This window comes from Companilactobacillus keshanensis (assembly GCF_003946205.1).
Taxonomy (GTDB): domain Bacteria; phylum Bacillota; class Bacilli; order Lactobacillales; family Lactobacillaceae; genus Companilactobacillus; species Companilactobacillus keshanensis.
Genome location: NZ_RHOS01000001.1, coordinates 220,362 through 237,665 on the forward strand (window position 1 = coordinate 220,362; position 17,304 = coordinate 237,665).

At 34.5% G+C, this 17,304-nt stretch carries 18 protein-coding genes; 6 read left to right on the plus strand and 12 right to left on the minus strand.

What is annotated here, in order from left to right:
* Window positions 1-15 precede the first annotated feature (15 nt).
* From EKM64_RS01085 to EKM64_RS01110, 6 genes are all read right to left on the minus strand, one after another.
* Window positions 16-816 carry an energy-coupling factor transporter transmembrane component T family protein gene (locus tag EKM64_RS01085; protein ID WP_125674710.1) on the minus strand — a complete coding sequence of 267 codons (801 nt, stop codon included), beginning with the start codon at window positions 814-816 and terminating at the stop codon, window positions 16-18.
* Window positions 817-1,671: an ATP-binding cassette domain-containing protein gene (locus tag EKM64_RS01090; RefSeq protein ID WP_125674712.1), complete on the minus strand. Its 855-nt coding sequence runs from the start codon at window positions 1,669-1,671 to the stop codon at window positions 817-819.
* Window positions 1,671-2,522, minus strand: a complete 852-nt coding sequence (locus EKM64_RS01095) for an energy-coupling factor transporter ATPase (RefSeq protein ID WP_125674714.1) — start codon at window positions 2,520-2,522, stop codon at window positions 1,671-1,673. Before EKM64_RS01095 ends, EKM64_RS01090 begins: the two co-directional genes overlap by 1 nt.
* Window positions 2,523-2,528: 6 nt before the next feature.
* Entirely contained in the window at window positions 2,529-3,098 is a 570-nt protein-coding gene (locus tag EKM64_RS01100) for a CD3073 family putative ECF transporter S component (RefSeq protein WP_125674716.1), read from the minus strand.
* Between the two features lie 33 nt (window positions 3,099-3,131).
* Window positions 3,132-3,671 (minus strand): CD3072 family TudS-related putative desulfidase, encoded by a 540-nt coding sequence (locus EKM64_RS01105; protein WP_125674718.1) that lies wholly within the window; start codon window positions 3,669-3,671, stop codon window positions 3,132-3,134.
* A 128-nt stretch (window positions 3,672-3,799) separates the two neighbouring features.
* A complete protein-coding gene (locus tag EKM64_RS01110) occupies window positions 3,800-5,116 on the minus strand; it encodes a C1 family peptidase (protein WP_125674720.1) in 1,317 nt (438 codons plus the stop codon).
* 57 nt (window positions 5,117-5,173) lie between these two features.
* Here EKM64_RS01110 and EKM64_RS01115 point away from each other — a divergent pair, with 57 nt between their 5' ends.
* From EKM64_RS01115 to EKM64_RS01130, 4 genes are all read left to right on the plus strand, one after another.
* Window positions 5,174-5,839: a type 1 glutamine amidotransferase gene (locus EKM64_RS01115; RefSeq protein ID WP_125674722.1), complete on the plus strand. Its 666-nt coding sequence runs from the start codon at window positions 5,174-5,176 to the stop codon at window positions 5,837-5,839.
* Window positions 5,840-6,154: 315 nt separating this feature from the next.
* Window positions 6,155-7,915 (plus strand): ABC transporter ATP-binding protein, encoded by a 1,761-nt coding sequence (locus EKM64_RS01120; RefSeq protein ID WP_125674724.1) that lies wholly within the window; start codon window positions 6,155-6,157, stop codon window positions 7,913-7,915.
* Complete coding sequence (locus EKM64_RS01125) at window positions 7,908-9,695, plus strand: ABC transporter ATP-binding protein (protein ID WP_125674726.1); 1,788 nt, start codon at window positions 7,908-7,910, stop codon at window positions 9,693-9,695. The genes EKM64_RS01120 and EKM64_RS01125 overlap by 8 nt, the downstream gene beginning before the upstream one ends.
* Before the next feature lie 24 nt (window positions 9,696-9,719).
* The gene (locus EKM64_RS01130) at window positions 9,720-10,565 is read left to right on the plus strand and encodes a DUF3737 family protein (RefSeq protein WP_125674728.1); all 846 of its coding nucleotides are present in this window, start codon (window positions 9,720-9,722) and stop codon (window positions 10,563-10,565) included.
* A 42-nt stretch (window positions 10,566-10,607) separates the two neighbouring features.
* Here EKM64_RS01130 and EKM64_RS01135 read toward each other — a convergent pair whose 3' ends face one another.
* The 3 genes from EKM64_RS01135 to EKM64_RS01145 form a co-directional block, all read right to left on the minus strand.
* Complete coding sequence (locus EKM64_RS01135) at window positions 10,608-11,276, minus strand: type 1 glutamine amidotransferase (protein WP_125674730.1); 669 nt, start codon at window positions 11,274-11,276, stop codon at window positions 10,608-10,610.
* 13 nt (window positions 11,277-11,289) lie between these two features.
* Window positions 11,290-11,880 (minus strand): ECF transporter S component, encoded by a 591-nt coding sequence (locus EKM64_RS01140; protein ID WP_125674732.1) that lies wholly within the window; start codon window positions 11,878-11,880, stop codon window positions 11,290-11,292.
* A gap of 70 nt (window positions 11,881-11,950) precedes the next feature.
* Entirely contained in the window at window positions 11,951-12,535 is a 585-nt protein-coding gene (locus tag EKM64_RS01145) for a Crp/Fnr family transcriptional regulator (protein ID WP_225420919.1), read from the minus strand.
* 78 nt (window positions 12,536-12,613) lie between these two features.
* Between EKM64_RS01145 and EKM64_RS01150 the strand changes: the two genes are divergently transcribed.
* Window positions 12,614-13,204 carry an NAD(P)H-dependent oxidoreductase gene (locus tag EKM64_RS01150; RefSeq protein ID WP_125674736.1) on the plus strand — a complete coding sequence of 197 codons (591 nt, stop codon included), beginning with the start codon at window positions 12,614-12,616 and terminating at the stop codon, window positions 13,202-13,204.
* Window positions 13,205-13,211: 7 nt separating this feature from the next.
* Here EKM64_RS01150 and proC read toward each other — a convergent pair whose 3' ends face one another.
* The 3 genes from proC to EKM64_RS01165 form a co-directional block, all read right to left on the minus strand.
* The gene (proC, locus tag EKM64_RS01155) at window positions 13,212-13,979 is read right to left on the minus strand and encodes a pyrroline-5-carboxylate reductase (protein WP_125674738.1); all 768 of its coding nucleotides are present in this window, start codon (window positions 13,977-13,979) and stop codon (window positions 13,212-13,214) included.
* 110 nt (window positions 13,980-14,089) lie between these two features.
* Entirely contained in the window at window positions 14,090-15,469 is a 1,380-nt protein-coding gene (locus tag EKM64_RS01160; protein ID WP_125674740.1) for a DUF3329 domain-containing protein, read from the minus strand.
* Window positions 15,470-15,579: 110 nt separating this feature from the next.
* Window positions 15,580-16,338 carry a MerR family transcriptional regulator gene (locus tag EKM64_RS01165; RefSeq protein ID WP_125674742.1) on the minus strand — a complete coding sequence of 253 codons (759 nt, stop codon included), beginning with the start codon at window positions 16,336-16,338 and terminating at the stop codon, window positions 15,580-15,582.
* 143 nt (window positions 16,339-16,481) lie between these two features.
* Here EKM64_RS01165 and thiD point away from each other — a divergent pair, with 143 nt between their 5' ends.
* A complete protein-coding gene (gene thiD, locus EKM64_RS01170) occupies window positions 16,482-17,291 on the plus strand; it encodes a bifunctional hydroxymethylpyrimidine kinase/phosphomethylpyrimidine kinase (RefSeq protein WP_164505266.1) in 810 nt (269 codons plus the stop codon).
* Window positions 17,292-17,304: the final 13 nt, after the last annotated feature.

Here is a 17,304-nt window from a genome sequence, read left to right on the forward strand (position 1 = left end):
CTAGGCAGTTCTTTTCTATATAACAAAATTCAAACCAACTAAAACTACAAAACTAAGAAAAATAATCATATAAGCAACATAATCACTTCTACTATATCTCAGCGGATACATTCTAGACATTTCATTTCGTCCTGTATATCCTCTAGTTTCCATGGCCATAGCAAGATCAGATGCCTTACGAATAATTGACAAAAATAGCGGTAATAATAGTCTAGTCATATTTTTCATTTTCTTCATTACGCCAACATTTTCAAATCTAATCCCTCTTGATGATTGAGCATCAATCAGAACATTTAATTCTTCAATAATTATCGGAATAAAACGAAAAGCAATCATAATAATAACTGTCATTTCATGGATAGGTACATTAATTCTTTTTAAAAACAAAAAGGCCTTCTCCAGCCCATCCGCCAACGATTTTGGAGTAGATGTGTATGACAAAAGTGAGGCTCCAACGATCATCAATGCAATTCTGGATGTTAAAGCAATTGCCTTAACTACACCTTGGTTAGTAACGTCAAATACCCACCATTTGACTATTGTCGTTCCTGGCGTCGCAATTAATCTGAAGAAAAATGTAAATAATAATAGAATGATAATTCCCTTTAAACCACGTAATAAATAACTTACAGGAACCTTTGCCATTCTATATAAAACCAATATATAAACTAAACTAAATAAATACAAAATCGGATTATGAATAATAAATAGTGAAATTATATAGATCAATACACCCATTAATTTAGTACGAGGGTCTAAAGAGTGGATGGCCGAATCTGTAAAATAATATTCACCCAGTGTTATATCTCGTACCATTTAATGTCCTCGATTCTTTTTGAATAAATCTGACAAGCTTTTCTCAGCATTATCAACAGTCGTGGAGATAGATTTCAAAGGAATTCCTGCATCGATCAGATCCTTAGTTAACTTGGTTACTTCTGGGACATCCATACCAGCTAAATCTATAATGTCATCCCTGCTAAAAGATGTCTGAACCGATTCTTTAGAAATCAGTGTCCCTTGTTTCATTATCCAAACTTGGTTTGCATAATTGGCAACATCTTCCATATTATGTGAGACAAAAACTACTGCCATCTTCTTGATCGCTATGATCCTTTTAAGAAGATCAAATATTCGACTCTTCGTGTAAAAATCTAATCCAGCTGCTGGTTCATCCAAAACAATTATTTTCGGACTCATTGCTAGTACACCAGCAATCGCAACTGAACGTTTTTGACCACCTGATAATTCCATTGGATTGGCAGAAAATAAATCCTCATCAATTCCAACAAACTTGAGCTCACGTTCAGCTACAATTCTGGCCTCTTCTTCTAACATTCCTAAATTCATTGGTCCAAACATTACATCTTCGATAACGGTTTTTTTAAATAATTGATTTTCTGGATATTGGAAAACCAAACCAACTTCTTTTCTCAATTGAAATAAATCAAAACTCTTATCATAGACATTTTGATCATTAAGATATAATTCCCCAGAACTTGCTCTTAGCAATCCATTAAAATGTTTAATAAAGGTGGTCTTGCCTGATCCAGATGTTCCAATAATACCAATAAAATCTCCAGTATTTATTTCAAATGAAACATCATTTAATATGTTCTCTGATACACCTTTTTTATCATAAGAGAAGTTAATATTCACACCTTTTAGCATTATTTGACCTTCCAAATTCCGGTAAGTTCCTCAGCCATCTGTTGTTCATTCAAAACAGGATCGGATAGTGGAAATCCAGCATTTCTTAAACGTTCACCCAATTCAATTATTTGTGGAATCTCCACATGTATCTTTCTCAATAACTCTAAATCAGCGAATACTTCTGTTGGAGATCCTTTACCAACAATTTTTCCACCATTCATCAAAACTATTCTATCAGCAGCAACAACTTCATCTGTATTATGTGTGATCAAAATAATTGTCATACCGTTTTCAGCATTAAGCCTATGCAGTACGTCAATGATTTCAGATCTTGATTTGGGGTCTAGCATTGAAGTTGGCTCATCTAAAACCATTATTTGTGAATCGTCTGCCAATGCACCTGCTATTGCAACACGTTGTTTCTGACCACCAGAAAGTCTCGTTGGAGATGTCTTACTAAAATCAGACATTCCCACAGTATCAATACATTCAACCACTCTTTTCTGAATGTAATCGGATGGCATATTCTTATTCTCTAAGCCAAATGCGACATCCTCTTCAACATTAGTTCCAATGATTTGATTGTCGGGATTTTGAAAAACCATTCCGACCTTATTACGTATTTCCGTCAAATTCTCTTCTTTACTAGTATCTAAATCGTCTACTTCAATTGTTCCTTCACTTGGTAACAATAAAGCATTCAAGTGTTTAGCCAAAGTAGATTTACCAGATCCATTAGATCCCAGTATTGCCAAAAATTCTCCTTGTTTTATATTCAAAGATATTCCATCTATAGCTATTTTCTTTGATTGCTCTTTTTGATCGTTCCAAATAGTATATCTATGAATTAAATTTTCAATCCTTATCATCTAAACCTAAGCCTCTTTAACCTCTTTTTTAAATTTACTCAAAAATTGCATAGGTATAGCTTTTAGTAGTAGATATCCGATTACCAATGTACCAATCTTATCAATCAAATTAGACCCAACATTTCTCAAGAATGAAGCTTGAAAAATTGTTGTTCCACCTTTAACAAGTGACATAACTAAGACATCAGAGAATGATCCATTAAGTCCACCATATACATAAATACCAATTGGAGTACCGATAGCAGGACAGATGAAACTTAGTGCCAGACCCGTTATAACGGCAGTAAGAAAATTGAATTTGAATTTTTTAGCTACTAAACCAACAATTAAACCAATCGACATATTAACCAAAGCAAAAGGTATATCTGAAACACTATAAATAAGACCTGTAATAACATTACTCAAACCACCGACGATCATACCGGCTACTGGCCCAGCAATAACGGCAGTTAAAACAGTCCCCAGACTGTCTAAATAAAGTGGAATTCCCAGTGCCGATGTAATAATTCCTAAAACAATATTCATGGCTACCGCAATACCACATAAAGCTACGATATTTACTCTTCTATTTCGCATAAAAAAATCTCCCTCAAAACTTTTTCTACAATGTTATGAAATAAGCGAGACAGCCTCGTTCATTGTCAATATAGGTACAGATATTGCTCTTTTTTTCAATTCTTTTTGAATAACTTGCATGAACATACCTGGCTCCTCTTTCATCTCTAAACTGTTCTGTATATCAGAAATATGATCCGGATCAGACCCCATCTCACCACACCATTTTTTACTAGTACACGTCAATTTATAGCCGCAACTAGGGCTTCCTTCTACAGAAACGATTCCCAAAATATTGAACTCATCTGGGTATGATGCATATTCTTCAATTTGCATCATGAAAGGATCCAACATTTTTTTACTGGCATCTTTGTAAAATGGATTATCAAATTGATCTCTGACATGTCCCCAGCGATGTGAACCATATAACAGAAATTCTGGACAAGGTAATTGTAATAATTGAATATTTTCATCCAGTGCTTTATTCAATAGTTCACTTCTTAATTTGTATTCTTCGGCTAAATCAGACTCATCTGTTTTGACCTTAGAGGCCGTATTAAGAATGCAGTGTGACAAAATTAAAATTGACTTCATATCGACTATTCCCCCTTGTAAACGATAACATTGTGACGTATATCATTATACATTTTTCCAATAGTGTTTAGTCTATATAAACAAAAAAATCCAATCAAAATGATTGGATTAACTAATAAATCAATGTTCTATGCCATTGCATCCCAAGCGGATAATACAATTGGTTCTTTATCAAAGACAGTTAGCTCTTTATCAGTCAAAAATTTCTTATTAATAACAACTTCATAAACATTATCTTCAAACCAACCATTGTCAGCTACGAAGTACCCCTTTTCTCCGTTATCATCACCCCAAGAATTTTCAACCTTCCAACGATTAGGTTTTGAAGCAGAAATATTAACACCCGTCAAAACCATTGCATGAGAAACCTCGGACTGTCTGTAATCCAGTGCATCTCCCTTTTCGAGTTTCATATCAATATTAAATAATTTATCGACTTGATACATATCACCTAAAAGTAGACCTTCTTTTCGTTGTGATTGATTTAAAATATCATTACCAAACCACACCGTATCATTAGCCTTTAGCTGTTCAATACTAAGTTCTTCCAAACGCTCGATCGGCAAGTTAAGATATTTTTCGATTGTACCGCCAACAACATTACCGTCCGTTTGAATCGTATAAACTTGATTATATTGCTTACTCCTTTGTGGTGAGTTCATCACATTTACGTAATCGTTCAAATTGATCGTAAAATACTTGTTCAAAAAGTCCTTTGGTGTAATACTTGTCTCTTCAATCAATTTATCATCATCATTACGTAACGATAATTCAAAATCAACTGGCGGTTGACCAAATGAATAAACACACAGTTTATAAACTTCGGATAGCATTTCTTCAACTCTTTGATCGATATTTATAGAATTATCAGCAACCATTTGACGAAGTTCGATCCCGTTTTTACGCATCATCCTTTTTAAAACAGCATTAAATTCAGAAGTATTTTCCGAAACGCTAGTTTCCGGCATGGCATATGTTGGTACGACACCATATTTGTTGATTAAATCGGCTGCATATTGCCATTGACCACCATCACCGTTAGGATAAGTAAAGAGTAGATTAACTTTACGATCATTGACTGGTAAATTAGCTGTTTCTAGAATATTTTGATAGAAATAATTAGCCTTTTCCAGACGATCCCAAAATGATAGATAATTTTGAGATAACTCAAAATCCTTCATATTATATTTTATAGCAAATTCTGTTCTTAAATTAGTCAGAGCTGAAAATAACCAGCAACGACCTGAACGCTTTTGATTAGAAACTTTTCCAGTTGATACTTCAATATTAAATGTTGGATTCAGTTTTCTTTTAGCTTCAATATTTTGAGCAGCTTTGAAGATTCCCACTTGTGCAACTGCATTCTTTAAAACATTATTAGTTGCATCTTGATTTAAGTTCTTGCGAAAGTCTGCTAAAATTTCATTATTAATTTCTTTAGTCAACTCAACCACCTCATAGTTAAATATATTACAATATTATTATTCATATTGGAGAAAATTATGCCTGAAACAATTAAAATTGCTTACTTATACGAAGATTTAATGAACACATATGGAGATAGCGGCGATGTTAAAATCTTAGCCTTTCTTCTAAAAGAACAAGGTTATGACACACAAGTTGATGATGTCAGCTTAAACGCAGATTTTAATGCATTTGACTATGACTTCCTATTCTTTGGTGGTGGTCAAGATTTTGAACAGTCCGTTGTGGCCAAAGATATTTCTAAGCACAAACAAACTATTACTGACTATATTGAAGCTAACAAACCGATGCTCTGCATCTGTGGTGGCTATCAATTCTTAGGTAAGTTTTACGAAACTAGTGGTGGCGAAACAATTCAATGTCTTGATATCCTACCTTTCCATACTGTCTTTAAAGCTGATGCTAGAATGATCGGCGATACCGAGTACCAGACTGAATGGGGTACTGTTAAAGCTTTTGAGAATCACAGTGGTAGAACTTATTTCGACGATAAAAATATGCTCAAGCCATTAGGTAATATGGTTGAAGGATATGGAAATAATCCTGAAGATGGTGCTGAAGGTATGCGTTACAAGAATGTCATCGGAAGTTATTCTCACGGGCCGATCCTAAAAAATGAAAATATTGCTCGTGCTATTGCTGATAAGATCATCCAATCACATAAAGAACGAATGGCTAACTAAATTTGGAACAATTTCACCTGTTGTGAGATCGTCTTCGGCCAAAATTTAAAATCATCAAATTGGAGTTGTACCATACTTGATTTATCTCAAGTGTGATACAGCTCCTATTTTTTATTTTCTAAATATTAAGTCCGAAATATACACTAAGTTTTAATCCACCAAACAAATCCAGCTTCAGTCCTCTCGTGTTCAAAGATATCATTGACCCATCACAAAAAAATTTTTCTACATTTTAGTAATTAACTATTGCCCTAGAGTCCACTTCAAGGTGTAGAGTTAAAAATGAATTAATTTATTAATAATGGGTGAAATAATATGGGGATTTTTTCTCGGCTGAGTTGGTTTTTTAAACACCGTTGGAGGCAGTATTCTTTTGGAGTCTTGGCTCTACTTTTAGTTGCCGCTTGTAATGTGGTACCTCCACGTATTGTCGGTGTTGTAGTTGATGCTGTAAGTAAAAAAACATTAACTATTAATTTTTTAATTATGAATTTGGGTTTATTACTTTTAGTTGCCATTTTGGGATATTTTCTCAGGTTTCTTTGGCAAAAAATGATTTTTGGTAGTTCTTACGTTTTGGAACGTGATTTACGCAATCGTCTATTTCATCATTTCATGAAGATGGATACTACTTTTTATAAAAAATGGCGAACTGGTGATTTGATGGCCCACGCTACCAATGATATCGACGCTGTTCGTGAAGTTGCTGGACCTGGAGTTTTGACTCTAGCGGATTCATTGATAACTGGTTTATCAATGATTTTTGCCATGGGTATGTTTGTTGACTGGAAACTGACACTTTATGCAATTTTGCCACTGATTTTATTGGCCGTTATGGCTAATGTCTTGGGTAACAAAATTCATGATGCTTTCATGAAGTCTCAAGCGGCTTTCTCAAGCATCAACAACAAAACACAAGAAAGTGTTGTTGGTATTAAGGTTTTAAAAGCTCTAGGTCAAGAACAACAAGACGAAGCTGACTTTGATAAATATGTTACTGAAAATATTAAAGCCAATAAAAAATCTTATCGTTTAGATGCTATGTTTGATCCATTAACCTCGATCATCATGGGTATCTCTTATGTTATTACGATTATTTTAGGTGGTTTGGCAGTTATTCATTCTCAAATCACTATTGGTGAACTTGTTTCCTTCATTACGTATATGGCTGAACTGACTTGGCCAATGTTTGCTATTGGTAGTTTATTCAATATTTTGGAACGTGGTTCAGCTAGTTATGATCGAATCACTGAATTACTAGGTGAAAAATCTTCTTTAGTAACACCACGACATGAAGTTAAAACTACTCCAAATGGTCCTTTAGATTTTGAAATGAAAAAATTCCATTATCCAGATGACAAGGCAATTGCCTTAAATAATGTCAGTTTTGTTCTAAAAGAAGGTCAAACTATGGGTATTGTTGGACCAACTGGTGGGGGAAAATCAACTATCATCAGTCTATTGATGCGTGATTTCGACCATTACAACGGTCAGATAACCGTCGGCAATCACGACATTCGTGACTTTAAACTTGATGATTACTTAGATACGATCGGTTATGTTCCACAAACTAATTTCCTATTCTCTACAGATATTCGTGACAATATTCGATTTGCTAACATTGATGCCACGGAGGAACAAGTCATAGCTGCTGCTCACATTGCTGATTTAGACAATGATATTGACGATATGCCAGAAGGCTACGACACACAGGTTGGTCAACTAGGTGTTTCGTTATCAGGTGGACAGAAGCAACGTTTGTCAATTGCTAGGGCTGTTTTGAGTGATCCTGAACTATTGATCTTGGATGATTCATTATCTGCAGTTGATTCTAAAACAGAACGAAATATTGAACAGCGTATTGCTGAAAACAGGTCTAATGGAACAACAATTATTGCAGCCAGTCGCTTAAGTTCAGTTGAACATGCCGATCAAATTTTAGTAGTCGATCACGGAACTATCATTGAACATGGGACACATCAAGAATTGTTAGCTAATAAAAATTGGTATTACGATACCTTCAATTTACAAGCTAAAAATGCTGAACTCGAAGGGAGGTTAAATAGTCATGGATAAAAAAGAACAAGAAACAATTAACGATATTCTTGCTCTTTCTCGAAAACAGCAACGAAATATTTTGAAACGATTATTCAGCTTTGCTTGGGCGTTTAAAAAGCAATTCATCACGGCAATTGTTTTTGCGATCGGATTAAGTGTTATCAATATAATCTTACCTAGATTGTTGCAATACTATATGGATAATTATTTAGTCCATCAAAATACAGGCATTCAAATAATTGTTGGTTTTGCAATTGTTTACTTCATTGGAACATTAATTAAAGCTGTTGTTCAATTCATTCAAAATTTCGCCTTCTCAATGGGGGCAGAAAGAACTCTTGAAAAGATCCGTAGTCAGTTATTTCGTAAACTACATACATTAGGTATGGATTATTTCGATAAAACACCGGCTGGTTCGATTGTTTCAAGAGTTACTAATGATACCAAAACACTATATGATTTTTGGACACTGTTCTTAATGATTTTAGTAGCAGTTTTCTCAATTATCTCCGCCTTTGTGGCGATGGTGTCCGTCAATGTCACTTTAGCTATTATAACGGCATTATTCGTAATAGCACTTTACTTGTTGATCTGGCTGTATCAGCGTTTAAGTTCTAAAATTTATCAACGTTTGCGTGAATATTTAAGTCAAATCAACACTAAATTAAATGAATCCTTAATGGGAATCAGCATTATCCAACAATTCGGTCAGCAAAAACGAATGATCACAGAATTTGAGCACAAAAATAATCAGTATTTTAGTCAAAGAAACAAGATGATAAACGTAAACTCATTCTTACTTTATCCAACCATTACATTGATGTTTACATTATCAGAAGTAATTTCATTAGGTGGTTTTGGATTAGAAAGTACCCATACTATCGTGGCCGCTGGTGTTATCTACGCTTTTATCTCTTACCAGCAAAACTTTTTCAATCCCTTATCCAACGTTATGAATTACATGTCCTATTTTCAAGATGGAATGGTTGCCGGGTACAGGATCATGAAGTTGTTCGATAATCAGACCACTAGTCCTGTCCAAAAAGAAGACAGTACAAAAAAAATCGAGGTTGGAAAAATTGAGTTTCGTCACGTTACTTTTGGGTATGTACCAAATGAACCTATCTTAAAAGATATTTCATTTACAGTAAATCCCGGCCAAACTTTGGCCTTAGTTGGTCACACTGGTAGCGGTAAAAGTTCAATTATTAACGTTTTACTGAGATTTTATGAATTTGGTGAGGGGCAGATCTTGATTGATGACCAGGATATTCGTGATTATTCGACACAAGAATTGCGTCAAAAACTAGGTTTAGTTATTCAAGAACCGTACTTGTTCTACGGTAATATTGCTAAAAACATTCGTATGTATGACGACAGCATTACGGACGAGCAGGTAAAACAAGCAGCTAAATTCGTTGATGCCGATGGATTTATTGAAAAACTTCCTGATACATACCATGCCAAAGTAATTGAACGGGGCAGTAGCTTCTCCACCGGTCAACGTCAGTTGATCTCATTTGCTAGAACTATCGTCCGCAATCCGAAAATTCTGATTTTGGATGAGGCTACTGCTAATATCGATCCTCAAACTGAACAAAGTATTACCCGTGGATTATCCAAAATGAGAGATGACAGAACGACTATCGCCATTGCTCACCGACTATCGACGGTTCAAGATGCCGATCAGATCCTAGTTTTGAGTCACGGTCGTATTGCTGAGCGAGGAACACACTCCGAATTACTAAAGGCTGGCGGACTTTATTCAGAGCTTTACGAGTTGCAATCAATGGATTAAATAAAAAAGAAAAAGGTGGAACAAATGAAAAAATTAATTTCAGAAGGATATTTTGACGGTGAACGTCCTCTATTTAAAGAACATGATGCAGAGATCAACGACACAACTTTTGGTGAAGGTGAATCTCCTCTTAAAGAAACACACGACTTAGATTTAAAAGATGTTGTATTTAAGTGGAAGTACCCATTATGGTACGCAAAGAATATTAAAGTTGAAAAATCAATTTTTGAAACAATGTCACGTTCAGGAATTTGGTACACAGATAATATTGAAATAACAGATTCTGCCCTTCAAGCACCTAAATTATTTAGACGCGCTAGTCAGATCAAACTAGAAAACGTTCATTTTGCTGACGCAGAAGAAACAATGTGGAGTTGTAAAGATATCAATTTAAAGAACGTTCAAATCAACGGAAACTATTTTGGTATGAACAGTGAAAATATTTATGCTGATAATATTGATGTTGTCGGTAACTATGTTTTCGACGGTGCTAAAAATATCGAAGTTCACAATTCCACTTTCGTTTCAAAAGATGCATTTTGGAATTGTGAAAATGTTACGATTTACGATTCAAAAATCAGTGGTGAATATCTAGCTTGGAACACAAAGAATCTTACTTTGATCAATTGTACAATTGAAAGTGAACAAGGACTTTGCTACTTGGATAACTTGAAGATGGTCAACTGTAAAGTATTGAGAACAGATTTGGCATTTGAATACTGCTCAAATATTGATGCTGATATCACAACAAATGTTATGAGCATCAAAAACCCTATAAGTGGAACGATCAAAGTTGCTTCTGTTGACGATATTATTTTCGATGATCCAGAAATTGATCCTAAAAAGACAACCATTGAAACAAAAAACTAATATAGAATTTTAAAAAGCATCCCAAAAAATTTGGGATGCTTTTTATTCTGTAATATAGTCCAATAGTTTAAATAGAACGATCTTGTTCTCTTCAGGGACAGAATAATTCATGATTTCTTCTGATGTCTGATTTAATTGCGATCCAACAGCATAATCACCATCATTAACGGCTATCTCTTTCACATCAGCAGTTTGCGCCTCAAAATGAAACTGTAAGCCAATAATGCGATGATTCATAACGAATCCTTGATTCTTCAGTAAATCACTGGAGAACAACAATTTCGCCTCTTCAGGGACATCAAACATCTCTTCATGCCAGTGCAATGCCATCATTTTATCTGGGATCTCTGGAATTTCTTGTGTTTGCAGATATACTGGTGCCCAGCCAACTTCTTTAGCAGGTGATTTACTAACAGAATAACCCAGAGTTTTACTAATTTGCTGTGCCCCATAGCAGACACCAAACATTGGCGTATTCTTATCTAACAATTGTTTGATCAATTCTCGTTCATTCTTGATCCAATCAATATTATCATTAGGACTCATTGGTCCACCAAGAATAACCAACATGTCCGTCTCTTCAGCGTTAGGTAAAATTCCACCAAACGCGTAAGGATGATAAACATAAATTTCATGTCCATGTAAATGTGCCCAGGCCTTTATGGCGCCAGGACCCTCATTGGGTGTATGTTGCAAAACATTGATTCTCATTGATCAAGCCTCTTTAATCTAAAAATTTATTAGCTTTTAAGATAGCTGTTGAAATCGCTGGAGCAATAATAATTGCCGCAATCATTTCCGGAATACCATTAGTTCCGACGATAATTAACAACAGCCTATTTAATAAATCAGTTTGTGTGGCATAAGCTTGAGACAAGACACTAGCATACATGAATCGCATCAAGCCTAAAACAAGTACCGTATTGGTAAGAGATCCCATTGCAGCAGCGATCCCCATAGCAACAATTCTTTTTTTAAAGTGTTTTTTTAACACTAGATACAGGTATCCGGCAACTAATCCCACGATTATTCTTGGCAAAATAGCAACGATTGGATTGGTAAATACCATCGTATCAATAATTGATGTTGGACTAGTAAAGGCCCGTATCATCGTACCTAATCCCCAAACAAGACCGACGATAGATCCGTACTTTGGACCAAGTACAATTGCCGCAACAATTACAGTTATATGAATGATTGTTATATTAATGAATCCAGTTGGAATGAATCCCAAAAAAGGTACCAATGATTGAACGAAAATAATCGCCATCAGGATACCTAAAATAGCAATGCGGTAGGCTCTTCTTCTTTGCATTTACTATAAACCCCTCAAATTTATTTCTTTAATTCTATATTATTATACAAAACATATCAAAATTTAATCTTTATAATTTTCGTTTGCGAATACGACTCAATGATACTGGCGTTATTCCTAAAAAAGAAGCGACAAAATGTAACGGGACGCGTTCTAAAATTTCCGGTTCGTTTTTTTCTAATTCTCTATAACGCTCTTCTGGAGAATATTGTATCTGTGAAAAGAAGATATTTCTATATTCAATGAACCTTTCACATATAAGACTAGTAACATCAGGTTCAATTGAAGGATATAAGCGTCTTATCAGATCAAAGTTTTTCTTACTTAACATTAAAACTTCAGTGTTTTCTATGCTCTCAATAGAAAATCCACTAGGTTCTCCCAAGTAAAAGCTTTCAAAAGAAGACACCATTTGATTTTCAAAGAAAAATTGCATAGTAATATCACGTCCATCGTCATTATGCCATAACCGAAGTGCCCCACTAATAACAATATAAATTTCTGTAGCAATATCCCCTTCATCTAACAGAATACTACCCTTCTCAAAGTTACTTTTAACAAAGAATTTCTCTAATTTATCCCAATTTTTTTCAATATCTGGTAATTTAATTTTTAAATATTCCGACAAATTATCATGCATTTTTCTGCCTACCATTTCAAATTAACAATTGTTAATGCTGCTTTCCAAGGCCTCATATAGACTAAGTTTACAAATTAAAACGAGGTAATAATTATGAAAACAGTTATTATATTTGATCATCCATATACCGCAAGTGCTTCTGAAAATGTGCCTCATCACCGCTCATTTCTTGCAGCCTTATTAAAATCTACCATCAAACAATTACATGAACAGAATAATCAAGTAGACTTGATAGATCTTCACGCGGATAAATTTGATCCCGTAATGTCTGCTGAAGATTTAATAAACTGGCGTAGAGGAAAAACCATTAATGAACAAGTAAAAAACTATCAAGAGCGCCTTTTAACAGCCGATCGCATAATTTTTATGTTTCCTGTTTGGTGGGAAGTTATGCCCGCTATGACTAAAGGATTCATTGATAAAGTTTATGCTAAAAATTTACTATATCAAGCGGATTCAATGAAAACAAATCTGAATAAAAAAGTAAAAATCGAAGTCATAACAACAATGAGTACACCCAATTTTATCTACAGGTTAATATTTGGAGCGCCCTTACTAAAAGCACTTCATAGAGGAACATTTTTAAAAACACAATTATGGAATTTCAAATGGAAAAACTTTTCAAGGGTAGAAAAAAAGTCTTCAACTCAACGTAAAAAAATATTACGCGACTTCAGACTTTAATTTAATATTATTCACCTTCAGCTGCATCAACGGCTTTTATAACGGCGTTACGGAATCCGTTTTCTTCTAAGGCCGCAACACCTTTAATTGTAGAACCACCTGGTGATGTTACCTCATCCTTTAATGCTGATGGATTAAGATCAGATTGTTTAGCCAACTTACTTGCACCAATGGCCATTCCTATAGCTGCATCATAGGCCAATTGTCTGCTGAGACCATGCTTTACTCCAGCATCACTGAGTGCCTCGATAAATAGATCAAGAAAGGCTGGACTACACCCGGCAACCGTTCCAAGAATACCTAGTTGTTCACTAGGGACTTCTACCAATTGTCCTGTGTATCCCAAAATAGAAGCAACTTTCTTTTTGTCTTCAGGAGTAAATTTATCAGAATATGTGATACCTGTGAATCCAGCTCCAACTTTTACAGGAGTATTGGGAATAGCGTGTGCTACTTTGTCGTATTCCAAAACTTGTTTCAGATGGGTTACAGTTCCTGTTCCAGTAAAGGCAACAACCAGTTTACCATCAACCATATCTTTTAATTCAGTCAAAACACTGTCCAAAGCATTGGCCCCAACACCAATAAAAATTACATCTGTGTCAGATAATTGTTTGATCTTTGAAACAATTTGGAATCCAAGTTGTTCTTTTAATTCTTTAGTTCGTGAAGATCTGCCACCTTTAACGACGATCTCACTTGCATCATAACCATTCTTAACTAATCCAGTTATAACTGCACCACCTATACTGCCTGCACCGATAAAACCAATCATATTCAAGTCTCCTTTTCTATTTCTTTATCCTTATTCTAAATGAATATCTTATAAATACAAATTCATATTTTGTTATTATTTTTTTCAATAAAAAAAGCCGCCATAGGCGACTATTTAAATGTTCCACGAATGCTCTTAATGTCATAATATTTAGCCATCCAGACGTTGAGCCAAGAAGCTGGATCTTCCAAAGTATTAGCCGTGTAATTGATTGAATTATACTGATTAGTTCTACCAGCATTTTCCAAATTAGGTAAGATCTTAATGGTAACTTTATCCTTACCAGAGGCTTTAGCTGCATTGATTTTTTGAATATTGTTTGTTTGGATAACATAGTCAGAATGAATATCTGAATAGGCTTTTGAGAAGCTTATTGCAAAGACAATCAGTGATAACGCCGTTATGCCCCATTTGATGCTATTACTATCAAAGACAGTACTGCGTTGATAAACTCGATAAAGCATATAGGCCATCATAATAATCATAAAAACATATGGTCCAAAGAAAGCACGATATGATCCTGAAACTATCTCTAGCGGGCCGGCTGGCGATAACATCAGTGAGAATAGTGAGGCCAAAAATCCAATAAAGAGAATTATCAAATTAACATAATCATCTTTTTTCAAAACTCTGACTACTAAAGTCAAAATAACTACAATTAAGAAGGTTATCATCAGTGGCATGGAGTTATTTTTGATCAATTTCAAAATATCCAAAAATTTGACTACTAATAAAGTAATGGAATTCTTATCTCCTCTACCTTGTGAAGCAGGCGAAAGAATAATCAGCAGGCTTCCTGCCATACTGGCAATAACGCCTAAAATATGCCAAATACGGATTTTTTTGAAGTCTCTTAGATAGTAGATACCAAATAGTACCAACATAATAACCACACTTGGGCCACTATTTTCGCTACTGGTACCAGCTAAGAATCCTAAAACAATAGCACCAAGGATCATCCAAGTCGAACTTTTCTTTTCTAAGTTATTCAAACCGAATAGCAAAAAACTAAGATAGAAGATACTCATCCAAAGATAGTTACCGGCACCAGAAATCCAATAAATTGTTGTTCCTGGTAGTGGCAAAAAGAACCATAGAGCAATAATAACTAAAAATTCTAGAAAAATTGGTAACGATTTTTTTATCAAGCTTTGAGTTATTTGTTTTATTAAAATTACTAGTCCTAAAAAGACAAATGTATTGATGATGTCAAAAACCCATTTTGGAAATTGCATCATTATTTGCACAAAACTATGAGCCAGAATTCTTCCATTCCACATAAAGTAATGATTGTATTGTGAAGCAAAGATATCAAACAAACTGTTAAAGGCTCTAGTATGCGGTGTTACTGATGGTCCGTCATAGAAAAAATGATATGTATAATCATCGGCAGTCAATAGTGAAAAATGATTTAGTGTAAATACCACTAGAAAAGTTACTAAATACAGTAACCCAGGAAGTAGATACTTACGTTTATTACTTGAATTCATGCGTTTTTAATCCCCCTTATATCACGCAAGGTTAGATTAAATATATCATGAACTTAGGAAAAGTTTACGAAATTTCCGAATTATTTACATATTTACAACAATCTTACGGTCTATTTTGTATAATGATCAACAATTTCTTTCAATAAATCAGTTACGGGCTGACCGGCTTTATTATCATAATATTTAGCAAATCGTTCATCATTAACGTACATTTGAACCAATCCTTGATGGGCTTCTTTGCTGTACTCGGACCAAGTAAAACTCAACCAAGCTTTATGTTCTTGATAAATTTTCTCTGCAAGATTCGAATCTAAATTGGAATTTTTAACGTATATGTTCAAATCAGAAATCAAATCCTGTTCCATTTTTTGCATCCGTTTGAATTGTTCTTGATTTAAACTGCCATATCGTTTATTAGACTCTTCGACTTCCTTAGTTCCATATTTCTGATGGACCTCTTTTCCGTATTCTTGTTCATTATTTTTGATTGCGTCTTCTTTAAATGCTGCAAATTTTTCTGTATCTGTCATAATTTTATCTCCTTGATAATGTTCGATAGTTTTTTGAATATTTGTTAAAAGAGAGTCCAAATGATGCCTTTGTTCAAGCAATAATTGTTGTTGCTGTTTTAAAGCTTCAATTTCAGAATAGTCAGCATTATCCATAATCTGTTTAATTTTCGTTAACGAAAAATCTAGGGAACGGAAAAACAGTATCTGTTGTAGTCGATCAATTTGTTTTTTCTCATAAATACGATAGTTTTTTTCAGTAATATAACTGGGTTTTAGTAAATTAATTTGATCATAATATCGTAAAGTTCGGGCGCTGACCCCTGATAAATCAGCTAATTGTTTGACTGTATACTCCATGACTTCCTCCTAGCAAAACTTATGATATAGATTGACGCAACGTCAAGGTCAAGGTAATTTGTAAAATATTGAGGCTTTTTATCCTCAAATAAGTTAATTTACGTTAATATTAACAACAAAAGGTATTTTATAGGTTGGTGAAAATTATGAATGAATTTACTCAAGTACTTACAATTGCTGGATCAGACTCCGATGGTAGTGCTGGTGCACAAGCTGATTTAAAAACTTTTATGGCTCGCGGAGTTTACGGAATGTCCGTACTGACTGCTGCTGTTGCTGGTAACTCTTATGGGATCCACGACAGTATCAACATGCCTACTAGTTTTATTAAGAGTCAGATCAAGGATATCAAAGATGATTTTAAAATTTCAGCTTTTAAAACTGGAATGCTATCTGATTCTGAAATTATTCACACTGTTACTGAAGAGATAAAAGACGGATCTTTCGGAACTTTTGTCCTTGACCCTGTTATTATTACGAAACATGGTGCCATGCTATTAGAGGAAGAGGCCTATCAAACCTTGATCGATGAACTTTTCCCACTGGCCGATCTGATTACTCCAAATTTCTATGAGGCTAAGAAATTATCTGGTCTAGAATTGAATAGTAAAGAAGAGATAGTAAAGGCTGCTCATAAACTAAGAGATCTCGGACCTAAAAATATCATGATCAAAGGCGAACACGCTGATGATTCACTTGATTATGTCGAAGATTTTGTATTATTAGAAGATGGTCAATCATTCTGGATCTCAGAACCTTACATAAAAACAGACCACGTTAACGGAACTGGTGATACTTTATCATCTAGTATCGTTGCCGAAATTGCCAAGGGTTCAAGCATGGAAGAAGCTATCAGAATTTCAAAGACATTCACTTATAGAGCTATCAAAAATGAAATCGACGTCGGTCATAAATTTGGTCCAATTAATCATTTCATTCACGATGAACTATAATTACTAGTGAGGA

Excerpts from the sequence above, each read along its gene's own strand:
- EKM64_RS01105 (WP_125674718.1), bottom strand. The coding sequence starts at position 3,671 with ATGAAGTCAATTTTAATTTTGTCACACTGCATTCTTAATACGGCCTCT.
- EKM64_RS01160 (WP_125674740.1), bottom strand. The coding sequence starts at position 15,469 with ATGAATTCAAGTAATAAACGTAAGTATCTACTTCCTGGGTTACTGTAT.
- EKM64_RS01130 (WP_125674728.1), top strand. The coding sequence starts at position 9,720 with ATGAAAAAATTAATTTCAGAAGGATATTTTGACGGTGAACGTCCTCTA.
- EKM64_RS01145 (WP_225420919.1), bottom strand. The coding sequence starts at position 12,535 with ATGGTAGGCAGAAAAATGCATGATAATTTGTCGGAATATTTAAAAATT.
- EKM64_RS01150 (WP_125674736.1), top strand. The coding sequence starts at position 12,614 with ATGAAAACAGTTATTATATTTGATCATCCATATACCGCAAGTGCTTCT.
- EKM64_RS01090 (WP_125674712.1), bottom strand. The coding sequence starts at position 1,671 with ATGCTAAAAGGTGTGAATATTAACTTCTCTTATGATAAAAAAGGTGTA.
- proC (WP_125674738.1), bottom strand. The coding sequence starts at position 13,979 with ATGATTGGTTTTATCGGTGCAGGCAGTATAGGTGGTGCAGTTATAACT.
- EKM64_RS01165 (WP_125674742.1), bottom strand. The coding sequence starts at position 16,338 with ATGGAGTATACAGTCAAACAATTAGCTGATTTATCAGGGGTCAGCGCC.
- EKM64_RS01125 (WP_125674726.1), top strand. The coding sequence starts at position 7,908 with ATGGATAAAAAAGAACAAGAAACAATTAACGATATTCTTGCTCTTTCT.
- EKM64_RS01140 (WP_125674732.1), bottom strand. The coding sequence starts at position 11,880 with ATGCAAAGAAGAAGAGCCTACCGCATTGCTATTTTAGGTATCCTGATG.
- EKM64_RS01115 (WP_125674722.1), top strand. The coding sequence starts at position 5,174 with ATGCCTGAAACAATTAAAATTGCTTACTTATACGAAGATTTAATGAAC.
- EKM64_RS01100 (WP_125674716.1), bottom strand. The coding sequence starts at position 3,098 with ATGCGAAATAGAAGAGTAAATATCGTAGCTTTATGTGGTATTGCGGTA.
- EKM64_RS01120 (WP_125674724.1), top strand. The coding sequence starts at position 6,155 with ATGGGGATTTTTTCTCGGCTGAGTTGGTTTTTTAAACACCGTTGGAGG.
- EKM64_RS01135 (WP_125674730.1), bottom strand. The coding sequence starts at position 11,276 with ATGAGAATCAATGTTTTGCAACATACACCCAATGAGGGTCCTGGCGCC.
- EKM64_RS01095 (WP_125674714.1), bottom strand. The coding sequence starts at position 2,522 with ATGATAAGGATTGAAAATTTAATTCATAGATATACTATTTGGAACGAT.
- EKM64_RS01085 (WP_125674710.1), bottom strand. The coding sequence starts at position 816 with ATGGTACGAGATATAACACTGGGTGAATATTATTTTACAGATTCGGCC.